The organism is Rhodococcus sp. NPDC058639 (assembly GCF_042717545.1).
Lineage (GTDB): Bacteria > Actinomycetota > Actinomycetes > Mycobacteriales > Mycobacteriaceae > Rhodococcus.
Window position 1 is genome coordinate 156609 of sequence record NZ_JBHXRF010000003.1, and the last position, 19167, is coordinate 175775.

The following is a 19167-nucleotide window of genomic DNA, read 5'->3' on the forward strand; positions in this document are numbered from 1 at the left end:
CTGTTTCCCGAGAGGTTTCGAATGCCCAAGTTGTCCACCCTGCTCGACGAGATCGATTCGGGCACCGTTCTGCTCCCCGAGTTCCAACGCGGCTACGTTTGGAATCGTGATCAGGTCCGAGGCCTGATGCGCTCGCTCTACCGGAGTTATCCCGTGGGCGGCTTGTTGATGTGGGAGACCGCGACCAATGAGATCGCTGTACGTGGCGAGATCACCAGTGGTGGTGTTCGGCAGCTTCTGCTCGACGGGCAGCAGCGCGTCACTTCTCTGTACGGCGTGGTGCGTGGCACACCTCCCCCATTCTTCGAAGGCGATCCCTCTGCGTTCACGGGTTTGTACTTCAACGTCGAGTCGGAAGTCTTCGAGTTCTATCGCCCGATGGTCATGGCAGAGGACCCGTGTTGGGTGAGTGTCACTCAATTGTTCCGCGAGGGTCTGAAGCCCTTCTTCACCGCCTTTACCAACCACGCCGAGAAGGCCAGTACCTACCTCGACCGCCTGAACACGTTGTCGCAGATTTTGCAGCGTGAGTTCAACGTCGAGAAGATCACCGGTTTGGACAAGTCCGTCGATGAGGTGGTCGACATCTTCAACCGAGTGAACTCCGGTGGCACCAAACTCTCGAAGGGCGACCTTGCGCTCGCGTCGTTGTGCGCACAGTGGCCGCCCGCGCGCCAGGAGATGCGCGACCACCTCGCCGTATGGAAGAAGGCCGGCTTCGACTTCACGTTGGACTGGTTGCTTCGAAACGCCACGGCGGTAGCGCGAGGCCGCGCACTGTTCACCGCGCTGAGCAACGTGAAGGCCGACGAGTTCGAACGCGCCCTCGCCTCCTCCGTCGCCCACATCGGCACGTTCCTCGACGCAGCATCCGGCCGTCTCGGTCTCGACCACGACAGAGTTCTCATGGGCCGCTACGCGATTCCAGTCGTGTCCCGCCTACTCGAACTGAACGGCGGAAAGTTCACCGACGCAGCCCAACGCGACAAGGTCCTGTACTGGTATGTCCACTCCGCTCTGTGGGGCCGGTTCGGTGGATCGACCGAGACCTACCTGCAGCAGGACTACGACACCATTCGCGACTCCGGAGTCGACGGACTGATAGCTACGCTCGAACGCATTCGCGGTGGACGCCTCGAGATTCTTCCCCACGATTTCGACGGTTCGACCCGCGGATCCCGCTTCTACCCCTTGCTCTACCTGCTAACACGAGTCAAAGGCGCCCGCGACTTCGGCAGCGGGCTGGAACTGCGTGCAGAGCTGCTCGGAAAACTCACCAGCCTGCAGGTCCACCACATCTTCCCGAAGGCCCTGCTGCGCGATCGATACGACCGCAACGAGATCAATGCGATCGCGAACTTCTGCTTCCTCACCCAAGCCACCAACCTGGAGATCGGCAAGAGTGCGCCGGAGAAGTACTTTGCGGAAGTCGAAGCAAAGAATCCCGGTGTACTCGCGTCTCAGTGGATTCCGACCGATCCGGCACTGTGGACGGTCGACCGCTACCCGGACTTCCTCGCAGCACGGCGTGAACTGCTCGCAGAGGCAGCCCAATCATTCTTGGAAGAGCTCCGGTCCGGTTCGCAAAGCGCAGAAGAGTCGCTGCAGCCGCTCGCCGTCACGGAAACAGAGCCCGATGACCCGAGAACTCTGCAGATTCAGGCAATGATCGCGGAGCTTCGCGACCTCGGATTCGCGGAACCGGAGGTCGACACCGAAATCACCGATCCCGCGAACGGGCGCTTCCTGTCCATGGCAGAAGCGTTCTGGCCCGACGGCCTGCAGCACGGCGTCGGCGATCCTGTCATCCTCGAACTCGATCCCGATGAAGCCGACCTGCCGCGTCTCGAGGAACTCGGCTACAAGGTGTTCACATCCGTGGACGCTCTGCTCGGTTTCGTCAACAACCTCAACGAGGCCGCTGCCGGCGTCCCGGAGTCGACCGAACCGGAAGAGTTGCTCGAGGAAGCTAGCGACAAAACGAGCGAACTCGAGTCGGAGTTCGGTTCCCGCATCCGCGAGCTCTATGACCGTGCTCGACGCGAAGCCGGCTACAACGCCACCCACTTCATCAGCATGGTCGCGAACATCGGTCCTCTGGCTACAGCAAAGAAGCTCCTTGCCTCGAGGACCATCTCGGACGGCTTCTCCGAGCTGTGGGAACGAGGACGCATCGACCTCACAGTGGAGGCGCTCGTCATCGAGCCCACTTTCGAAACACTGTTCACCGACTCGGAGCTCGATGTCGCCCGGCATCGACTCACACAGTTCGGATACACGGCCAACAAATCCGCCTCGAAGGCATCTCCCTCGACCCGTACGTCGCAAAAGCCGGCCACGACGGAAAACACGAACCTGACGCCGACCTCGGAAAAACCCGAGTGGAACGGGCAGGACTGGTACGTCTGCCTGGGCGAAGTCAACGATTCCCGAAACTGGGACGACGCGCGCAAGTACGGGTTCGTGTCAGCCGGCGGAGGCCGTTGGTATTCCGACACCCTCAAGAACCTCCAGGTCGGAGATCGCGTCTTCGTCTACGTCCCGAAGGTCGGCTACGTAGGTGCCGGAACAGTCGCCGGCTCCGCCGCTCCGGCGGACCGAGCGACACTCGAGGTCGACGGCAAGCAGGTCAGTTTCCGCAGTCTCGACCTGGTCGGTCCGTACACGCACGAGATCGACAACCCGGACCCTGACGAGGACTACCAGGAGTGGATCGTTCCCGTCGTTTGGGAACGGACGGTCGACCGCGAGTCTGCACTGCGCGAGGCCGGTTTGTTCGCAAACCAGAATTCTGCCTGCAGGCTCCGCGACGAGCACACCCTGAACCGAGTGACAGAGTTCTTCGGCGTCACCGACCTCGACCGATCTGCCCCTTCGGCAGACAACCGATGAGCTAGGGGTGTGCGAGGGACCTGCCCTCGCACACCCCCTTTCACTCATCAGATGCCACTCGAGCTATCGAGGCGGCGCAGCGCGTCCACCGCGTCCAGCGCCTTTTCTTACCCGGCGCTGAGAAAACGCTTGTAACTTGTCGCCAGGAGTTCTCTATCAGGGCGTTCATTGCGAGCCGGCGGAACCACCATGAGCTTCTGGCCGTGCCGCTCCTTGAGACCGTGCTCGAGCATCGGGCCATCGATCTCGTCGAGAAGATCTTTCCGGATCTCTACGACCAAATCCGGCGTAATGCCAAGGATGTTCACGTCGTATGCGGCGTGGTGGATCTTGCACAGAGCAAGCCCGTTGGTCACCGACGCAATACCCGCGTCGTGCGAGTCGGGCACGATATGCGCAGCATCGAGCAGCTCGCTATGTCCGAGAGCGCAGACCGCGCATCGCGTTTCATATGCACGCATGACAGTGGCACGAAAGACAGGCTGATGGAGCCGGCGTTTCGTCTCGGCCACTACATAACGCCGAAGCTGCGCCTCCGCTTGCGAATCGGGACGGTGGAGATCGCGAGCGACTTCTGTGGCGATGACGAACTGATGTTCGCCAGGTTCTTCCCCCAAGATGAACACCGGATAGATGGGCTGGAACAAACTCGGCCCCACGCCGTAGAACCAGATCAGCGGAACGCCCTCATTCATGGCAGCGCGTAATCCCCTGTTGTCCATGTTGTTCGGGTCGGTCGTCGACCATTTGTAGCGTAGAAGCCCATCCGAGCCGACCTGATCCTCGTACGGACGCTTCGCACCGGGCGCGCGGTACGTCGTGCTGATGGACAAAGCAGAAGAAAGCTCCTTGGGTTTCCGAATCCCGCGCGTCGGGTCCATCAGCCGGAACATCTTCCCATCGATCGTGAAGTCGAGTAAGTCCTGGCGACTGATCGGATCGAGTCCGTCGTTTGTTCGCACGGTCAACCAGGCCATTGCCTCACGACGAAGCCGGAGGTCGAACCCGTCACCGCGCCACAAACTGTCACTCACAGATCCTCCTGATGCCGCCCGAGACCACACCGACGCCATCATCATGGGATGGTCGATCGGTCCTTATTGAACCATTACCTACTCGAACGACTTGCTCACGGACTCCCGCAGCGTCCGCATCGAGGTGTCGTCCACCTTCCACAGTTCCCACCCGTCGAACGGACCTTCATCACCAAGCCTGAACGCGGACACGACGGCCGCCGCCGCGGCATCGGGGTCCGGGTACGTCGCACCCAAGAGAGTGCGAACCAGCGCGACCGTCACATCCATCTTCTTGCTATCGGGATCGAACAATGCCTTCACTCGGTGACCATCACAGTCGAGGTAGACGCGAATCCTCTTGCCACTGAGCGCACTGATGACTCGTGTAGATCGAGCCCGGACCGGCCCCGACTCGGCGACACGGGACAGGGTGGTCGGAGCGTCCGAGGCGTCCCTCGGACTCGAAACACGCGCCCCACTCGGACGAGGTGAACCATCGCGCGTCTCGACACTGTCCTCCTTGTTCCACACTTGCGTTCGCGGACGGGCCGTGTGCTTGGTCGCGGCGCGTCGAGAAGCTGCCGGTGCCGGGTTCGATTTCAAGCGGAGACCCGAGGGACCGGAAGACTGCACAGGGTCAGGTAATGCCTCCGACATGACGGCTTCCCACAGCGTGCCGAGACGCTGGGCGCCGAGGTGGTGAAGGGGTGTCCCCTTCACGGCTTTCTGCAATGCCTTTATCCCGGAGTTCGCCGGCAATCGTCGAGTCAGATCGTTCAGAGTTCGGATGCGCTCCAGTTGTACAGCAGCGGCCGCACCCTCGGTCCCGCCTGCAGCCACCCACAGCGACCCGACCGAGTTCCATATGACGCCGTCATGGGTTTGCACAACGTCCGGGACTTCACCGAGCGAGTCGGCCAGCTCGGCTTGACTGGCGATTCCTTCGAACGCGTCGAGCGCGGCACGGAGCTGATCACCGATGCTCATCGGCTCTGTTACCACTTCGGGATTCCCGCCCAAAAGCAGGTTGAGCGCCGAGAATCGGTCGTTGCTTCCCGCCGAGAAGCGCACGACGTCGTTGTGTACAACTGAATCAGTGGCAGCGGCTCCCGCTGAGACACTGATCCGTAACGAGCCAAAACTGGATTCGGTCGCAGACTTGAAGTCGGTGCCGACGACGTCGCCGCGCAGCGCGCGGATCGGCCGCGCTGTCGGCTCTGACAAACAACCGCTGGGGATTCCCTCACGCACGATCCAGACGTAATCGTCCTCGAGGACGACCTGGCCGTCGAACCCTTCGAACCACTGCGCCATTACACGGCCTCCATCCGCACCATCACGTCCGACAGCAGCTCACCCGCGACGGTGTCTCCCAGGTACTCGATGGCCGTCCTCTCTATTCGACTCACCTGACTCGAAGAGACACCGAGCCGTGCTCCGACCTCCGCCTGGCGCTTCGGTCGCTCACCACCGAGGCCGAAACGCATGACGAGCACGGAGACCTGCCGAGGTTCGAGGATCGACAAGCATGCCAAGACCGTGTCGAAATCATCGACAGTTCCCCGTTCACCCACCTCGAGCAGGACACGACCAATCTCGGCGTCTTCGCTACCTGTGACTACGTCTTCGGGCGCGTCATCGTCAACCAACCGCTGCGCGATTGCGACGACGTCTTCGGCCGTTGGCGAATCAACTCGCGACTCCGAGGGACGTGGAGGCTCAGCGAGTGGCAACAGAGTGTCCTGGCCCTGGGGTGCGGCTTGCATCCATTCACGAAGCAGCGCAGGTGCATCGCCAGGACCGACCGTCACCACTTCGGAGGCAATTCCCGTGAGTTGTTCCAGGAAGGTTCCGTGAGCCCCGTTCCTGGGATCTTCAGAACTGTTCTCCGCGAACATCACCAGGAACGAAGCCGGTCGACCGTCGGATTTCGGGCGAATGACGCGCCCCATACGCTGAATCATCTGTCGCCGGCTCTTACTGCTGGCGAGAATGATTCCGACGTCCGCCTCGGGAACATCGACACCTTCGTCGAGAACCTTCGGGGCGACGAGCGTGGTTACCGTACCGTTCTTGAACTCGGTGAGGAGCCGCGCTCGGTCCGCACGTTTCAGGTCGCTCGTGAACGGTGCGGCGAGCACACCCTCTTCGAGAAGCACCTCAGCGGCGGCGCGCGACGAATCCTTCGTCTCCGAGAAGGTGAGTGCCTGCCCGGTCTCTTTGAGCACGGTACCGAGACCCCTCAGAGCCTCGAGCTTTCCGCGGCACTCGGCGAGCAGCGAGCGACGCTTCGAGAACGCATAGAGATACTTCCGGGCGGCCCATGTCGAACCCTCGGCGCTCTCCCCTCCACTGAGCAGCTGAACGTCGCGCATGAACTCACCGAAGGGCTCCCCCGCGCATCCGAACTTCTCCGTGAGATCACCCCGGAGCTTGCGTGCCAGCTCGTCGTATTCCTGGTATTCGGCCGCCTCGAACTCGTCGAACGGCACCGCGACGAGCATGACTCGCACGGGCGCGAGGATGCCATCGGCATGACCACGCTCGTAATCGCAGCCGTTGATGACCGTGCGGAAGTAGGGCATCAAGTGCCGTTCGACGCCGTCGTCGGACCGCTCGAACGTGGCGGTGAGACCGATCCGTTCCGTGAAGTCGTCGGTGAGCAGTCGGGAAAACGTCAGCGCGCCGTATCGGTGCACTTCGTCCGCGACCAGCAGCGTCGGCCCGACCGGACGCGGCGCCGATCTACTGATCGCCGACTGCACCGTGCTGACGATAATCCGCTTGCCGTCGAAACTGTCCATGTACCCGCCGCCACGTCGACCGACGGGGATACCCGGGAGAACGCGCCGAATTGATCGATGCCATTGGTCCAACAGTTCGATCCCGGGCACGACGATCAAGACGTCCAGGCCGCGCGCGACTGCGTCCGCGGCCGCCGCGATACCGAGCGTTGTCTTTCCGGAGCCCGTGACGGCTTCCACCACGGCACTTCGGTCGGCCGCCACCCAGGCATCGAAGGCTTCGCGTTGCCAGGCACGAAGAGGCGTCCCGGCGAGGGTAACCGTCGTCATCGGCCCGCCTTGGTCCACGTGACTCCTGTACCGGTGGAGTTCTTGCGCAACCGACCCTCTGCTTCCAGATCTTCGAGAACGACGAGAAGGCGCTCATCGTCGAGTCGGGTCAGCTTCCGTGCCCGTTCCAACGACAAAGCAGCGAATCCGGCGGCCGTAACCAACACGTCGGCGACAGAATCGAGGTGTGCCGGCGGTAGATCCGCAAGGGTGACTGCCTCCTGGGCCGCGGGGTGCACCGGGGGAGCGGCGTCGATGAGAGGCGACACCTCGTCTGCCAATCCGTATACACGCGGGCCACGTTCGGGCATCCACTTCGCGCGACCCTGGGCAATCAGCTCCCCCATGATCGCTTCGATCCGGTCTCTCGGTTCGTTCAACCGGTATTCGAGGTCTGCCAGCGAAACCGGATCGGCGGCGAGGCGTTCCAAGATGCGCGAGCCGAGGCTCGGAGGAAGTATCGAGGTAGCCGCCGCGGGCATTACTTCCCAGCCACGTACGAATGTCGGTGTGGCAGAGGGTTCGGGAACTGCTACGCCTGGATCGGACGCTGTCACGTTCTCGACGCCGTGCGACAGCTCGGGGTCTTCAACCGGGGAGAGACCACCGATCAGGTGATAGTGGGTCAGCTTCCCGAACTCGTTGACTTCCTCGACGCGTCCGTCGTGCTGAAGGCGATCAACCTCTGTCTGGACCCTCCGCCAGTCTTCGCCGAGACGCTGCGCAAGCGTACGTACGGGGAGGGGTTCGCGCTCCAGTTCTTCGAGGATGGCGGCTCGTAGTGTGCGCACCGGTCCGCTCTCGACGGCCGGATCGACCACCGGTACCGGTGTCTGGGCGGGTGACACGAGTGCCGGCGTCGCGGTTTCCTCCAGCGGAAGATGTTCGACCTCACCCGTGCAGGCGGGCGGCTCTGCACGTTCCTCTGAGTGTTCGATAACAGGAACCGAAGCATGCTCGACGACGGTGGGCACCGGACGAATGACCGGCTGCTCCGCCACATCCACTACGTCATCGATCGGCGAGTCGTCCTCCACGAGCTCTACCGGAGTCCAGCTCTCCTGCAGGGACTTTACGACGTCGTTCACACCGACAACGTGCGGCTTGATGCCGCGCCTGTCGAGCTCCTCCCAGAGACCCATCATCGATCCCACCGGATCGAGGTAGTACTCCGACTCGCGGATACGCCAGAACTGCCATCCGCAGCGTTGCAGTTCTCGTTCCCGCTCGAGGTCCGCACGCTGCTGTTCGGGACTCGTGTGCCAGTGGTCGCCGTCGCACTCGACCGCCAATTTTCCGGCCGCGCCCGTGACTACGAGATCGATCCGTCGACCGTTCACCGCGACCTGCGAATTCACGTGATAACCACGCGCCACGATGTCGAGGAACACGCGCTGTTCGAAGAGACTGTCGAACGCTTGATGGCGTTCGTCGCGTTTCACGCCTTCGGGCATCGGTTCTGCCGGCGCAGGAGAAGTCGATTGCATGTAGGTGAGCAGCGAATGCCGCAGGTCGGATGAGCGCAGCGATTCCAGGCTCCGTGAGTGGAACAGCCACATCTGATCCTGGGCACGCGACGCAGCAACGTTGAAGCGGCGCTGGTACTCGGTCTTCGTCATCGCGGCGATGTTCTGTTCCGGCGCCACGACCATCGACAAGAAGACGACGTGACGTTCGTCCCCCTGGAAATCCGGTGGCGTACCTACTCGCAATCGGCGCTGTTCCCATTGCTCCGGTGTCAGCCGGTCGAGCAATTCGTTCGTGATGATGTCGACCTGCGCTTGTCCCTGAAGCACCACGACACCGAAGGTCTTGCCGTCGTACGCTTCATCCGACAGACACCGTTTGACCGCGTCGGCAATAGCGCGAGCTTCGATTCGATTGGAGAGGGTCGCATTCCGCCCGGTCACCACTCCGCCTTCGACGAAGGTGGTGCGCAGGGGCGGCAGCCGATCGGCACCGAACTGGCGCACGGGCACCAACGGTGCGTCGGAGTAGAACTGACCGCTGGACCAGTTGATGATCTCGGGCATGCACCGGAAGTGTTCCCGCAGGCGGATAACGCTTCCGAACCTCGAGCGGAGCAGCGAGAAGACACTGGATCGAGGTGTGAAACTGTCGCGCAGGTACTTCGGCACGTCGGGCAGATAGGAGTCGAGCCGAGTGAACACCCCTTCGAGAGCACCTGACGACACATCACTGGGTGCACACTGCTTGTCGTCACCCACGACGATCACCCGGGGCGCGAGCCACAACAGGAACAAGCTGCTGATATCGGCCTGGCTCGCCTCGTCGACGATCACAACGTCAAACGAATTCTGTTCGGCCGGAATGGATGACAATACTTGCTGGAGCGGCATGACCCACGCCGGAACCGCGCGTTGCGCCACCTGCATCGCTTCACGTGCGCCCGCTCGGAACCGCTCGGCGTACTTGCCGGTCCCCTTACCGATACTGGACACGTGGTCGCGATACGTCTGCAGTGCTTGCACCTGCTCAGCCGTCGTTCGCCCGAGACAAGCACTCCATGCTCGTTCGGCAGCCAATCGCGCGGTCAACTGGGCGATGTCGTTCTCGGTCGCGTCGAGTTCGTGCTGGAGCTGCTTGTCGTCGTCTACGCCTCGGGAGTTCTGCCGGGCCCACTCGTGTGCGCGACGCCACGCCCAGGCCTGCTCGATGTAGGTCAGGCGCACCGACCACTCCGACGACGAAGGGTTCTCGGCGATCGCCTGTGCCAGCGCGGGCGCCTTTTCAGTCAAGCGCGTTTGCAGCGATTCGAGATGGAGTTCCTCCTGATATTCGCGGTGCGCGGCTTCCCAGGAATCGATCGCCGTGCGGATCCTGCCGAATTCGGCGGATTCGATAGCCCGGGCGAGCAGGTGCCCTTCCGGGGGAACCCCGTGGGTCAGCTCGGCTCGAATACGCGACGCAGTGTCCGTCAGCCAGATACGGTTTGCCTCCGCATAAGCAGCTGCGGCAATTGCCTGCGCCGCGGTCGCCACCGATCTGGCCTGGTCCAGGCTCGCGATACGCGGTGCTCCGGGGCTCACCTGCCGCAGCGCGAGCTCGACTTCCTTGGTTCGTGCTGCGAGCACTTCGATCAGGTCGCGTGCCCGCGCGGCCCGCGCGGCTGCACCGATAATCTGGCTACGAGATCCGGTGGTCTCCATATCGATGCCCAGATCGCGGAGGATCAGCGCCACGGACTGGATGGCATCGAGCGCACGAAGATGCTCCGCAACCGCACGGGCGCGTTGTGCGGTAGTGGCTTCGAGGCCGTCGACGGTGGCGACTGAGCCCAGTGCTTCCACCGCGGTCTGCTCGTTGCTCCTGCGGAAACGTCCGAGTCCGCTTCGCCACACCTCACCGCCCTCGAGTGCCGTTGCGAGCGCGTCGTACGCGTGCAGCGCAGATCGTCCGAGCGCCGGAGCGTCGACGACAGTCGTTGTCCCCAGGAACATGTCCGCGTTGTACGCGGTGGTGACCAGCTCGCGGATGTGGCTGGTCTTTTCCCACAGGTAGTCGATCCCACCGGACAGCACCGCATCTGCGAGGTTCCGGTACGCAGGTTCGAGCCCGTCGACATCGCTCAGAGCCTGCTGCAAGTACTCACATTGTTCACGGACCCGTTCGAGCGTCTCCGGGGCTGCACCCTCCAGGGTCCGAACCAGTCCGGTGGAGGGAAGGTCATCCGACCCGGTTCCGTTTCGAATCGCTTCGCATGCAAGTTCGAAGTCAGGCAGTGCCGGCGGGCCTAGATCCGGAAAACACTGCCGTCGGCGCTCCGCACGTCCGGGTCTTGACCGTTCGGTCAGCGCGAGCAGTGTCTGGAGTTCTTCCTGGGCCAGCGGTGGATTATCCGCGTGGAGTGGGCCCTGCAGCCAATCGTGGTTGGCGCTCTGTGCCGAAACCTTCTGCACGATCTGCGCAGGTGTTCCTGCATAGCCTGCCGCGACATCGTTGTGCGAGAGCGTTTCCGCGGCACGGCACCGTCGGATCCGTTCCGTCAGTACGGCTCGGCGACTCAGCGCGGCGTCACGCTGCTGTGCCACCTGGTCGATAAGCGCTGCGGTCCGCCGAACGTCGAACTGTGCCTTGCGGGTGGCGATTTCGCTGACACTTCGGTTCAGCTCGGCAGATCCTCCACGACCCGTGTCGGTCACCGAAACGCACAGGTCCTGTAGTTCGGCGGGCAACTTGTCTCGGAGCACACGGAGCGCCTGCGCTTTTACGCTGGTGACCAGTACACGCTGGCCGCGCGCCAGCAGCGCCGACACCAGGTTTGCAATCGTGTGAGTCTTTCCCGTACCGGGCGGGCCCTCGACCACTACACCGCTGTCGCCGGCGAGGCGATCTATGATATCTCGCTGTTCCTGATTGGCAGGAAGCGGAAACAGCGGGTCGTCGGCAAGCAGCGAAGATGTCGACGTGCCTGCCCGGTCCAACCACGCGACCCGGTCAGCGGGTTCGATCGCCTCCACGAGTTGCGCCAAGCCCAGGGGGACTCCCGCGGTCTCGTCTGCAGCGGCTGCGGTCATGCGGTCGTAGTACTCGATCAGCGCGTACGCGCCTCTTTTACGCAGGACCAATGCGGGAGACGGCGTCAGCAACCGGTCTTTGGACGGCGCGTCGTCGGGTCGGTCGACGACGTCGACGCGGGTCGTCAAGGCACGGTCCGACCAATCCTTGAGGAAAATCTTGGCGGCAGGGTCGACGGGCGAGCACACACGGGCAGCCAACGATTCGTGCAGGCTTCGAGTACCGGTCGAATCGAAAACCTCCAGCCCCGTCAGCAACTGCGTGTCTTCGAGGCTGGGCGCTGATTCCGGATCCAGTCGCACCAGCAGATCACCCGATGCTGCGTCCCGCTCGACCAGCGCTGACTGCGTGATCAGGTGCGTGCGTACCCGTTCTCCCGCAATGTCGGGCGGGAGCTCGAGTAGTCCCGACGCGGCCACGAGTTCCAGTGATTCCGGCTGCGCTTCGAGTTCCAGCATCGCGCGCTGCAGGAACACGTAGAGATCCCAGGCGGGCCGGCGCTGCCGATCGAGCTCGGCCCAGGCACGCCACTTATCCAACCATCGTTCGAACTCACTCGTCCCCGACGCATCGGGGTGGAGCGTCGGTTCGGCACTCGAGTCCGCGATCGACCCCAGAACGGAGGAAGCGATGGCGGTGGGCGGGCGAGGTGGGTCCTCGAGATGCACACGGTGTGCTCGGATCACGACATCACCCGCGGACGCATCCGTGTTGAGAGCAACCTCCAGGTTGCCCTGGTCGAGTGCCATCACGCCTCGGTGCCTTTCGAGGACTCGAACAGGAGCACTTCGTGCTTTGACGAGCTCGGACAAGAACGCCAGCAATCGCTGGACACGATCCTTCAGTTCAGGATCGTTCTCCCTCGAATCCACAACCACCCCATTTGCGCGATGAAGTCACTCCGTAGGCGAACGGAGGAAATGCCGACCACCATAAACAGCACCTACGACAGAACTGTCGGGTTGCCACCAGTGTGCTTCTCCGCCCTTACCTCCCGACCCGTCCCGATCCATTTCGGGGTACATCTCTCCAGCTCCGAGATTGTTACATCTGCTCAGCGCACGGCCGCGCGTCCACCCCCTTATTCCGTGCATAAACCGGCCCGAGAGCAGAGGAATAACCGGAACTTCCGAAGACTCGGTTGCACCTGCTATGTTGTGCCCCGACAGTCTGTCGGGGGCTGGAGCAGGTGACGTACGGCACGTTGTTGCCTTTGCGTGGCATGCCCAGAAGTGCCCCCGCAGAAGGAGTTCAATCAAGCAGCGTGGACTAACCATTCCGCAGAGCCCGGAGATTCGTCTCCCGGAGTGCTCACAAGTAGATCGAGGGCATCCACCCCGTCTACTCGCTCATTTCTTCTGATATCTTCGCCCACCCCGGCGACACCTGTGGTGCATTTCGGGCCCGGGCGTCGTCCTGACAGACCTCCCCGCAGGAACTCGAAAGGATTGACATGAGCGTCTCGCTTGCCAAGGGCGGCAACGTATCTCTGTCCAAGGCCACCGATAACCTCACCACCATCACGGTGGGGCTCGGCTGGGACGAGCGCACCACCACGGGTGCGCCGTACGACCTCGATGCGTCGGCGCTGATCACCGGTCCGGCCTTCAAGGTTCTCTCGGATAAGCATTTCGTCTTCTACGGGAACCTTTCCTCGCCCGACGGCACGGTCGAGCACACGGGTGACAACCTGACCGGCGACGGGGACGGTGACGACGAATCCATCCACGTCGACCTCGCTGCGCTCCCCCCGTCGGTGACCAACATCTTCTTCGCCGTGTCGATCTACGACGCGGACGTCCGCGGCCAGTCCTTCGGTCATGTCCGCAACGCGTACATCCGAATCGTCGACCGTGTCACGGGGATCGAACTCGCTCGTTACGACTTGTCGGAAGATGCCTCCACCGAGACCGCGATGATCTTCGGTGAGGTCTACCGCCACAACACCGAGTGGAAGTTCCGCGCTGTGGGACAGGGTTATGCGTCCGGACTTCGAGGAATCGCCCTCGACTACGGCGTCAACGTCGCCTGAGTTCATCAGTTTCGATTGCATGAAGCGATCGGGACGCTCGACATCGGGCGTCCCGGCGCTGAAGCGTCCATAGAGAAAGGCCACGTCCGTGGTTCTGCGCATATTCGGCGCATCATTCGCCGTTACCGTTGTCGCCCTGGTCGTCGCTTTCCTCTACGGCGGCCCTCAGGCTCTCCTGCTCGCAGCCATCCTCGGCGTCCTCGAGGTCTCACTGTCGTTCGACAATGCGGTCATCAACGCAACCGTGCTGCGGCGAATGAGTGAGTTCTGGCAGAAGATCTTCCTCACGATCGGCATACTGATCGCCGTCTTCGGTATGCGGCTCGTGTTCCCGCTCCTCATCGTCTGGGTCGCCTCGGGGCTGGGCCCCGTCGCGGCTCTCGACTTGGCGCTGAATCCGCCGGCCGACGGCGCGGCCTACTTCCCAGACGGTCGGGCGAGCTACGAAACCCTGATCACGGACGCGCACCCGCAGATCGCTTCGTTCGGCGGCATGTTCCTGCTGATGTTGTTCCTGGGCTTCGTCTTCGAGAAGAAGGACATCACCTGGTTGTCCTGGATTGAGCGTCCGCTGGAACGTATCGGTAAGCTCGACCAGCTCTCGGTGGTCGTTGCATCCGGGCTCCTCGTTCTCACTGCGCTTTTCCTCGCACCCGACGGCAAGTCATCCACGGTGATGATCGCCGGCACGCTCGGCATGATCACCTACATTCTGGTCAACGGCCTCGGCGAATTGTTCAACGTCGACGAGGAGGGCGAAGAATCGTCGAGTGGTCCCAGCGACCTCGCGAAGGCAACGGGTAAGGCGGGCTTCTTCCTGTTCCTCTACCTCGAAGTGCTCGACGCATCGTTCTCGTTCGACGGAGTCATCGGTGCATTCGCCGTGACGTCCGATCCGATCATCATCGCTCTCGGCCTCGGTTTCATCGGCGCCATGTTCGTTCGTTCGATCACGGTGTACCTCGTCCGGAAGGGCACACTCGCCGAGTACGTCTACCTGGAACACGGCGCTCACTGGGCGATCGGCGCGCTGGCGCTCATCCTGCTGTACTCGATCGGCAACCACGTCAGCGAGATCGTCACCGGTCTCACCGGCGTGTTCTTGATCCTCGCGGCCTTGGCCACCAGCATCATCCGGAACAAGAACAACCCCGAGGACGCAGGCCTTGACGCGGAGGCGGACGAAGATCCCCAACCCGAGTCGCTCACTGTCAACGCCTGATCCGTTGGACGTGTGGCCAGCCGGAACCCCGGCTGGCCACATCTCTCCGCCGAAAGGAGTCGGCCGTCGGGCCGGACACGCCATGCCTGAACTTCCCCCCGGAGCGAATACCGTAATCCACGACGGCACCGTCACATTGTCCGTGTCCGGCGCACGCCAGGGCTCGGTAGACCTCATGGCCTTCCAGTTGGCGGAAGATCAACGTGTACGAAACGACGACGACTTCATCTTCTTCAACCAGCCCAAATCGCCCGAAGGCGCTGTTCGGCTGATCGGTGCCGATCGAATCTCGTTGGACCTGTCCCTCATTCCCGCACGCATTCACACACTGTCGATTGCGGTGGCTCTGGATGAGAGCGTGAGCGGCACTCTGGCGGCAGTCCCCGCCCTCGGCGTCACCGTCGAACAACCGACCGGCCTGGTCGTCCAGGCACCTGCAAGCGGGTTGAGTTCCGAGCGGGCAGCGATCCTGATGGAGGTCTATCGCCGCAACGGGACATGGAAGGTGCGAAACGTCTCGCAGGGATGGAATACCGGGCTCTCTGCTCTCGCGACGAATTACGGCGTCGACGTGAGCCAACCGGCACCCCCGACACCGACTCCATCCCCAGCACCAGCTCCGCCCCAAGCACCGCCGCCCACCCCCTCCACGGAACGCCGTGGGGTTCCTCCGTCCAGGCCACGCGTATCGACACCCCCAGCGCCGCCCGTCACCCTCTCCAAGATCACTCTCGACAAGAACACCCCCTCGGTGAGCCTTGTGAAAGCCGGCGAGGAGCAAGGCGTCATGCGAGTGAACCTGAACTGGACGACCAGAGGCTCCGGTAAAGGGTTCCTGGGCCGCCTCGCCGGCAACAACGGAATCGACCTCGATCTCGGCTGTTTGTACGAAATGGCCGACGGACGCAAGGGCGTCATCCAGGCCCTCGGTGGAGCGTTCGGATCGCGGTACGACTATCCGTTCATCGAGCTGGATGGCGACGACCGAACGGGCTCCGTGGCCGGTGGAGAAAACTTGTACATCGACCTGTCGAACCCGCGAGCCTTCAAGCGAATTCTCATCTTCGCGTACATCTATGACGGTGTGCCGAACTGGGCTGCGGCGGACGGGGTGGTCACGCTCTACCGAACTTCCGGCTCCGAGATCGAAGTCCGACTCGACTCCGGCGACAACAGTGCGCCTATGTGCGCGATCGCCCTCTTGAAGCAGAAGAATGGTGAACTGGATATCAAGAGAGAAGTTCGCTATATCCGGGGCGACCAATCCCACCTCGACAAAGCCTACAAGTGGGGCTTGCGATGGACGGAAGGAAGGAAGTAACGGTTGGCGGATCGCACCGCCGGAAGTGCCTCGGCAACCGCCGTGAAGCGAAACCGAGTCTCCGCGACGGCCCTCGTTTACGTTGCAGTCCCCGCGCGCACCCAACCGGCGGGTACCGCTCGATCCAGGCAGAACACTTCGGGGATTCGGCGAGCGCCGCTCATCGGCGCTCGTCACCGAAGCCTCTTGCCTTGACCCGTTCCAGCGCAGCGTCGGTCCCCAACTCGCTTCGATACCCGGGGTTCTCGAGATAGAACCGCAACAGCGAGTAGAGCAGCACCGGGTCGATCGGGTGCATGTGGCAATGCACTTCGATCATCGGTGTGATCGGCAGCCCGTCCCACCCGAGACCTCGGGGCACCGTCGCACGTCGCTCCCACTGTGCTGCAGGGTGTCCGAGAAGCACAACCGCCCAGTTGCCGAGTACTACGGGCCTGACGGTGAGGATGGAATGCCAGTCCAACGTCGATTCCAGACTCCAGCCTCGCTGGTGGATCACGTTCGGTGTCAACACAAGTCGTCCACGGCGGATTCTTCCGGCCAGCATCATGGGAAGGAAGAAGCCCACAACACATCCGAACACGCTCAACAAGATGACGAGCACTATCGTTCCTCCACCACCGCCATGACGAAAAATGTCCGCTGCCGCCGACAGGCAGAGTCCAGCCCCGGCGAGGAAAAATGCCGTCACCACTGCGAATACGATCCGCGAGTGTTCGATGACAGTCGCCGACACACCGTTCCACTCCGTGGTGCGAATCGAGCCCCACCGATTCCTACGCGCATTCGCCGCGAAGGGCATCAGAATCGCGCTCACTAATACGCAACTGAACAACACTCCATATTTCGCCAGGTATGGATCACCGATCACAAATCCACCTGCCGCAACGAGTAGCGCAGGAACGGAAAACGCCGACATGGCGATCACCGAGAGCACCAGGCGTCGAGTCCATCTTCGCGCCGACCATTCGATCGGTCGTGAGAGCTGATTAGAATAGTGCATCCCAGATACCTTCCACAACATCGCCCACGGCCGATCCAGCCTCGGCGACCGCGTCGACTCCGGCTGAAACCGCACCTCCTACATCTCCGATCCCGTTGGCGTACACAGCGTCTACCGAACCTGATGTGAAGAGCCCCGCTGCTGATCCCGCGGCTGCGCCGGCAATCGCCCCCGCCGTTGTCCCCAGGATCGGCACAACCGACCCCGAAATGGCACCGATACCCGCGCCCGCTGCCAACGAGGCGCCGAATCCCGCAGCCCCGGAAACAACCGCTTGACCAACCGGTTTGTCCGTGGCAAGGACGTCGTATGCCACGCCTGCAACCGCCAAAGCTCCGCCGAGCTTGATACCACTCATTCGCGCCAGGCCGTCAGACCTGACAGCCGCGGCTGCCGCGTCGTCGGCACGATGGGCGAAGGCCCTCCCGAGATCGAAATCTCGGTAGATCACCGAGGCTGGTGTACCGGGTACTCTCGCTCGCGCCAGGTCGACGTACTTCTGCGCTTCTCCGGCCAAGAACGCTGCGTTCTTCCTCAATGCGGCCGCGTTCACAACAGCGAGTGCACCGGATATGCCGTTCACCGAGTTGGCGGCAAAGAAGAACCATTTGCTTGTGATTTCCGCCCCGACGTTGCGGGTCGATTCCAGTGCGATCATCCAGACAGATCTCGCGGCTCTCACTGCGGCGTCGGCGATCTCGAAGGCTGCGGTCAGCTCGTCATGTCGACGTCGTGCCGACACAGCGGCGTCATAGGCCGAAACAACGCTCGGCGACGCGTCCTCCGGCGGTACGCCGGGAACGGACGGCGGAGTTCCCGGTGGATAAATCAGCCCGCCTTCCACCGCCAATCCGGATTCCCGTGCCGCGTCGCGTGCGCGCTCCAGATCCGACTGGGCGGATCGCAGTTGGCCGGCCAGGTCGTCGATGTGCCGCCCGCAGTCGGCGATCGCCTCAGCGAAGCGCTCCGCGGTCTGTGCGTCAGCAGTGATGAGCTTCCGGAAGTCTTCACTTGCCGCGCCTTCCCATCCACCGTCCGCCAGGCGTCGAGCCGCATACATCGCATCGACCGCCCTGTCCACTTCGGCCGCGAGTTTCTCGTTGAGCCATCGACTCACGGTACGAATGGATTCGGGGTCACCGGGCAGGCGGGTATCGAGCGGCTGACTCATTCGGTCCACGCTCGGGTCAGGTCGGAGGCGAGATCGTGATCCCCGTTGCGATACGCGGTGTTTATTTCTGCGACGACAACGCTGGTTTTCGCGAGAGCAGCCACCAACTCGCCTCCGTTCTCGAGCAGCAGCGCCGCGATCCCCAGTACGAGCGCCGTCGCGTCCCCTGCATCGACCGACAACGGAACGGTCTCGCCTACTTCCCCGACAGACCTACTGGCAGCGCCGCACGTCGCCGTGATCTCCTCGAGTGCAGTGTGATCGACGTAAAGGCTCACTCCCCCGACACCTGACCCTCCGGCGTGACAACGTCCAGAAGCAGTAGGTCGAACGGGTCAGCGCGGTGAAGAGCCTCCAAGGCAACCGACGGGAGTGCAACCCACGGTTTGAGGTCCCCGCAACACCTCTGAAACCTGCCGAAGGCGGAGTAGGCCAGAAGCGCCGTCCGGCCATCTTTAGTGCGTCTCAACTCGATCACTGCGTCCGCCGGATCGGTCACTCTCTCGATGCACGGCAGATCAACGATCGGCGGTACTTCCCGCACAGCACAGGTCACATTTCCCCCTAGATCCGATCACCGATCCCCCTCGGTGTTCCCCATCCGGATTCCGGCGCCAAGGGTAACGCACCTATCCGGGCAACTACCGCTTCTCCTCGCGCAAGTTGTCGCCGGCCGGACGGGAAGATCTTCCCGGAGCTGTCGGGCACTGTCGAAGCGTGGCGGTGGCGTTCCTCGTTGCGTGATTCTCTGGGGCGCGGCGCATCCGAATCTCCACGCGCCCTGCGCCCTACACTCCCCCGGATTGTTCACGGCCATGCGTGGCCAACGCACCGCTGCTCCTTCTCGCTAGGAACGAGTGACCTCCGTTAGTCTCTCCCCTGCGGCCCGACGGACTT

General features: G+C 62.6%; 12 protein-coding genes. 4 read left to right on the top strand and 8 right to left on the bottom strand.

Features of this window, described 5'->3' with window-relative positions; all coding sequences use genetic code 11:
* Positions 1-21: 21 nt before the first annotated feature.
* Positions 22-2892 (top strand): DUF262 domain-containing protein, encoded by a 2871-nt coding sequence (locus ACFWU2_RS06600; RefSeq protein WP_378602806.1) that lies wholly within the window; start codon positions 22-24, stop codon positions 2890-2892.
* A gap of 107 nt (positions 2893-2999) precedes the next feature.
* Here ACFWU2_RS06600 and ACFWU2_RS06605 read toward each other — a convergent pair whose 3' ends face one another.
* The 4 genes from ACFWU2_RS06605 to ACFWU2_RS06620 form a co-directional block, all read right to left on the bottom strand.
* Positions 3000-3926 (bottom strand): HNH endonuclease, encoded by a 927-nt coding sequence (locus ACFWU2_RS06605; RefSeq protein WP_378602809.1) that lies wholly within the window; start codon positions 3924-3926, stop codon positions 3000-3002.
* 78 nt (positions 3927-4004) lie between these two features.
* Positions 4005-5222, bottom strand: coding sequence for a hypothetical protein (locus ACFWU2_RS06610; protein WP_378602812.1), 1218 nt, complete (start codon positions 5220-5222; stop codon positions 4005-4007).
* Positions 5222-6982 (bottom strand): helicase-related protein, encoded by a 1761-nt coding sequence (locus tag ACFWU2_RS06615; RefSeq protein ID WP_378602815.1) that lies wholly within the window; start codon positions 6980-6982, stop codon positions 5222-5224. Before ACFWU2_RS06615 ends, ACFWU2_RS06610 begins: the two co-directional genes overlap by 1 nt.
* Entirely contained in the window at positions 6979-12270 is a 5292-nt protein-coding gene (locus ACFWU2_RS06620; protein ID WP_378602819.1) for an AAA domain-containing protein, read from the bottom strand. The genes ACFWU2_RS06615 and ACFWU2_RS06620 overlap by 4 nt, the downstream gene beginning before the upstream one ends.
* A gap of 704 nt (positions 12271-12974) precedes the next feature.
* Here ACFWU2_RS06620 and ACFWU2_RS06625 point away from each other — a divergent pair.
* From ACFWU2_RS06625 to ACFWU2_RS06635, 3 genes are all read left to right on the top strand, one after another.
* Positions 12975-13553 carry a TerD family protein gene (locus ACFWU2_RS06625; protein WP_378602822.1) on the top strand — a complete coding sequence of 193 codons (579 nt, stop codon included), beginning with the start codon at positions 12975-12977 and terminating at the stop codon, positions 13551-13553.
* An 88-nt stretch (positions 13554-13641) separates the two neighbouring features.
* A complete protein-coding gene (locus tag ACFWU2_RS06630; RefSeq protein ID WP_378602825.1) occupies positions 13642-14775 on the top strand; it encodes a DUF475 domain-containing protein in 1134 nt (377 codons plus the stop codon).
* Between the two features lie 82 nt (positions 14776-14857).
* Positions 14858-16096, top strand: a complete 1239-nt coding sequence (locus tag ACFWU2_RS06635) for a TerD family protein (RefSeq protein WP_378603745.1) — start codon at positions 14858-14860, stop codon at positions 16094-16096.
* 160 nt (positions 16097-16256) lie between these two features.
* Here the strand turns inward: ACFWU2_RS06635 and ACFWU2_RS06640 are convergent, their stop codons facing one another.
* The 4 genes from ACFWU2_RS06640 to ACFWU2_RS06655 are packed head-to-tail and all read right to left on the bottom strand — an operon-like array spanning position 16257 to position 18826.
* The gene (locus tag ACFWU2_RS06640; RefSeq protein WP_378602828.1) at positions 16257-17033 is read right to left on the bottom strand and encodes a hypothetical protein; all 777 of its coding nucleotides are present in this window, start codon (positions 17031-17033) and stop codon (positions 16257-16259) included.
* A gap of 52 nt (positions 17034-17085) precedes the next feature.
* Positions 17086-18270 (bottom strand): hypothetical protein, encoded by a 1185-nt coding sequence (locus tag ACFWU2_RS06645; RefSeq protein WP_378602830.1) that lies wholly within the window; start codon positions 18268-18270, stop codon positions 17086-17088.
* Positions 18267-18548, bottom strand: a complete 282-nt coding sequence (locus ACFWU2_RS06650) for a hypothetical protein (RefSeq protein ID WP_378602833.1) — start codon at positions 18546-18548, stop codon at positions 18267-18269. The genes ACFWU2_RS06645 and ACFWU2_RS06650 overlap by 4 nt, the downstream gene beginning before the upstream one ends.
* Positions 18545-18826, bottom strand: coding sequence for an SAV_915 family protein (locus tag ACFWU2_RS06655; protein WP_378602836.1), 282 nt, complete (start codon positions 18824-18826; stop codon positions 18545-18547). Before ACFWU2_RS06655 ends, ACFWU2_RS06650 begins: the two co-directional genes overlap by 4 nt.
* Positions 18827-19167: the final 341 nt, after the last annotated feature.

Bases quoted from the DNA above. Each gene is read 5' to 3' on its own strand.
- ACFWU2_RS06600 (WP_378602806.1), top strand. From the start codon at position 22: ATGCCCAAGTTGTCCACCCTGCTCGACGAGATCGATTCGGGCACCGTT.
- ACFWU2_RS06620 (WP_378602819.1), bottom strand. From the start codon at position 12,270: ATGGCACTCGACCAGGGCAACCTGGAGGTTGCTCTCAACACGGATGCG.
- ACFWU2_RS06645 (WP_378602830.1), bottom strand. From the start codon at position 18,270: ATGAGTCAGCCGCTCGATACCCGCCTGCCCGGTGACCCCGAATCCATT.
- ACFWU2_RS06615 (WP_378602815.1), bottom strand. From the start codon at position 6,982: ATGACGACGGTTACCCTCGCCGGGACGCCTCTTCGTGCCTGGCAACGC.
- ACFWU2_RS06625 (WP_378602822.1), top strand. From the start codon at position 12,975: ATGAGCGTCTCGCTTGCCAAGGGCGGCAACGTATCTCTGTCCAAGGCC.
- ACFWU2_RS06635 (WP_378603745.1), top strand. From the start codon at position 14,858: ATGCCTGAACTTCCCCCCGGAGCGAATACCGTAATCCACGACGGCACC.
- ACFWU2_RS06610 (WP_378602812.1), bottom strand. From the start codon at position 5,222: ATGGCGCAGTGGTTCGAAGGGTTCGACGGCCAGGTCGTCCTCGAGGAC.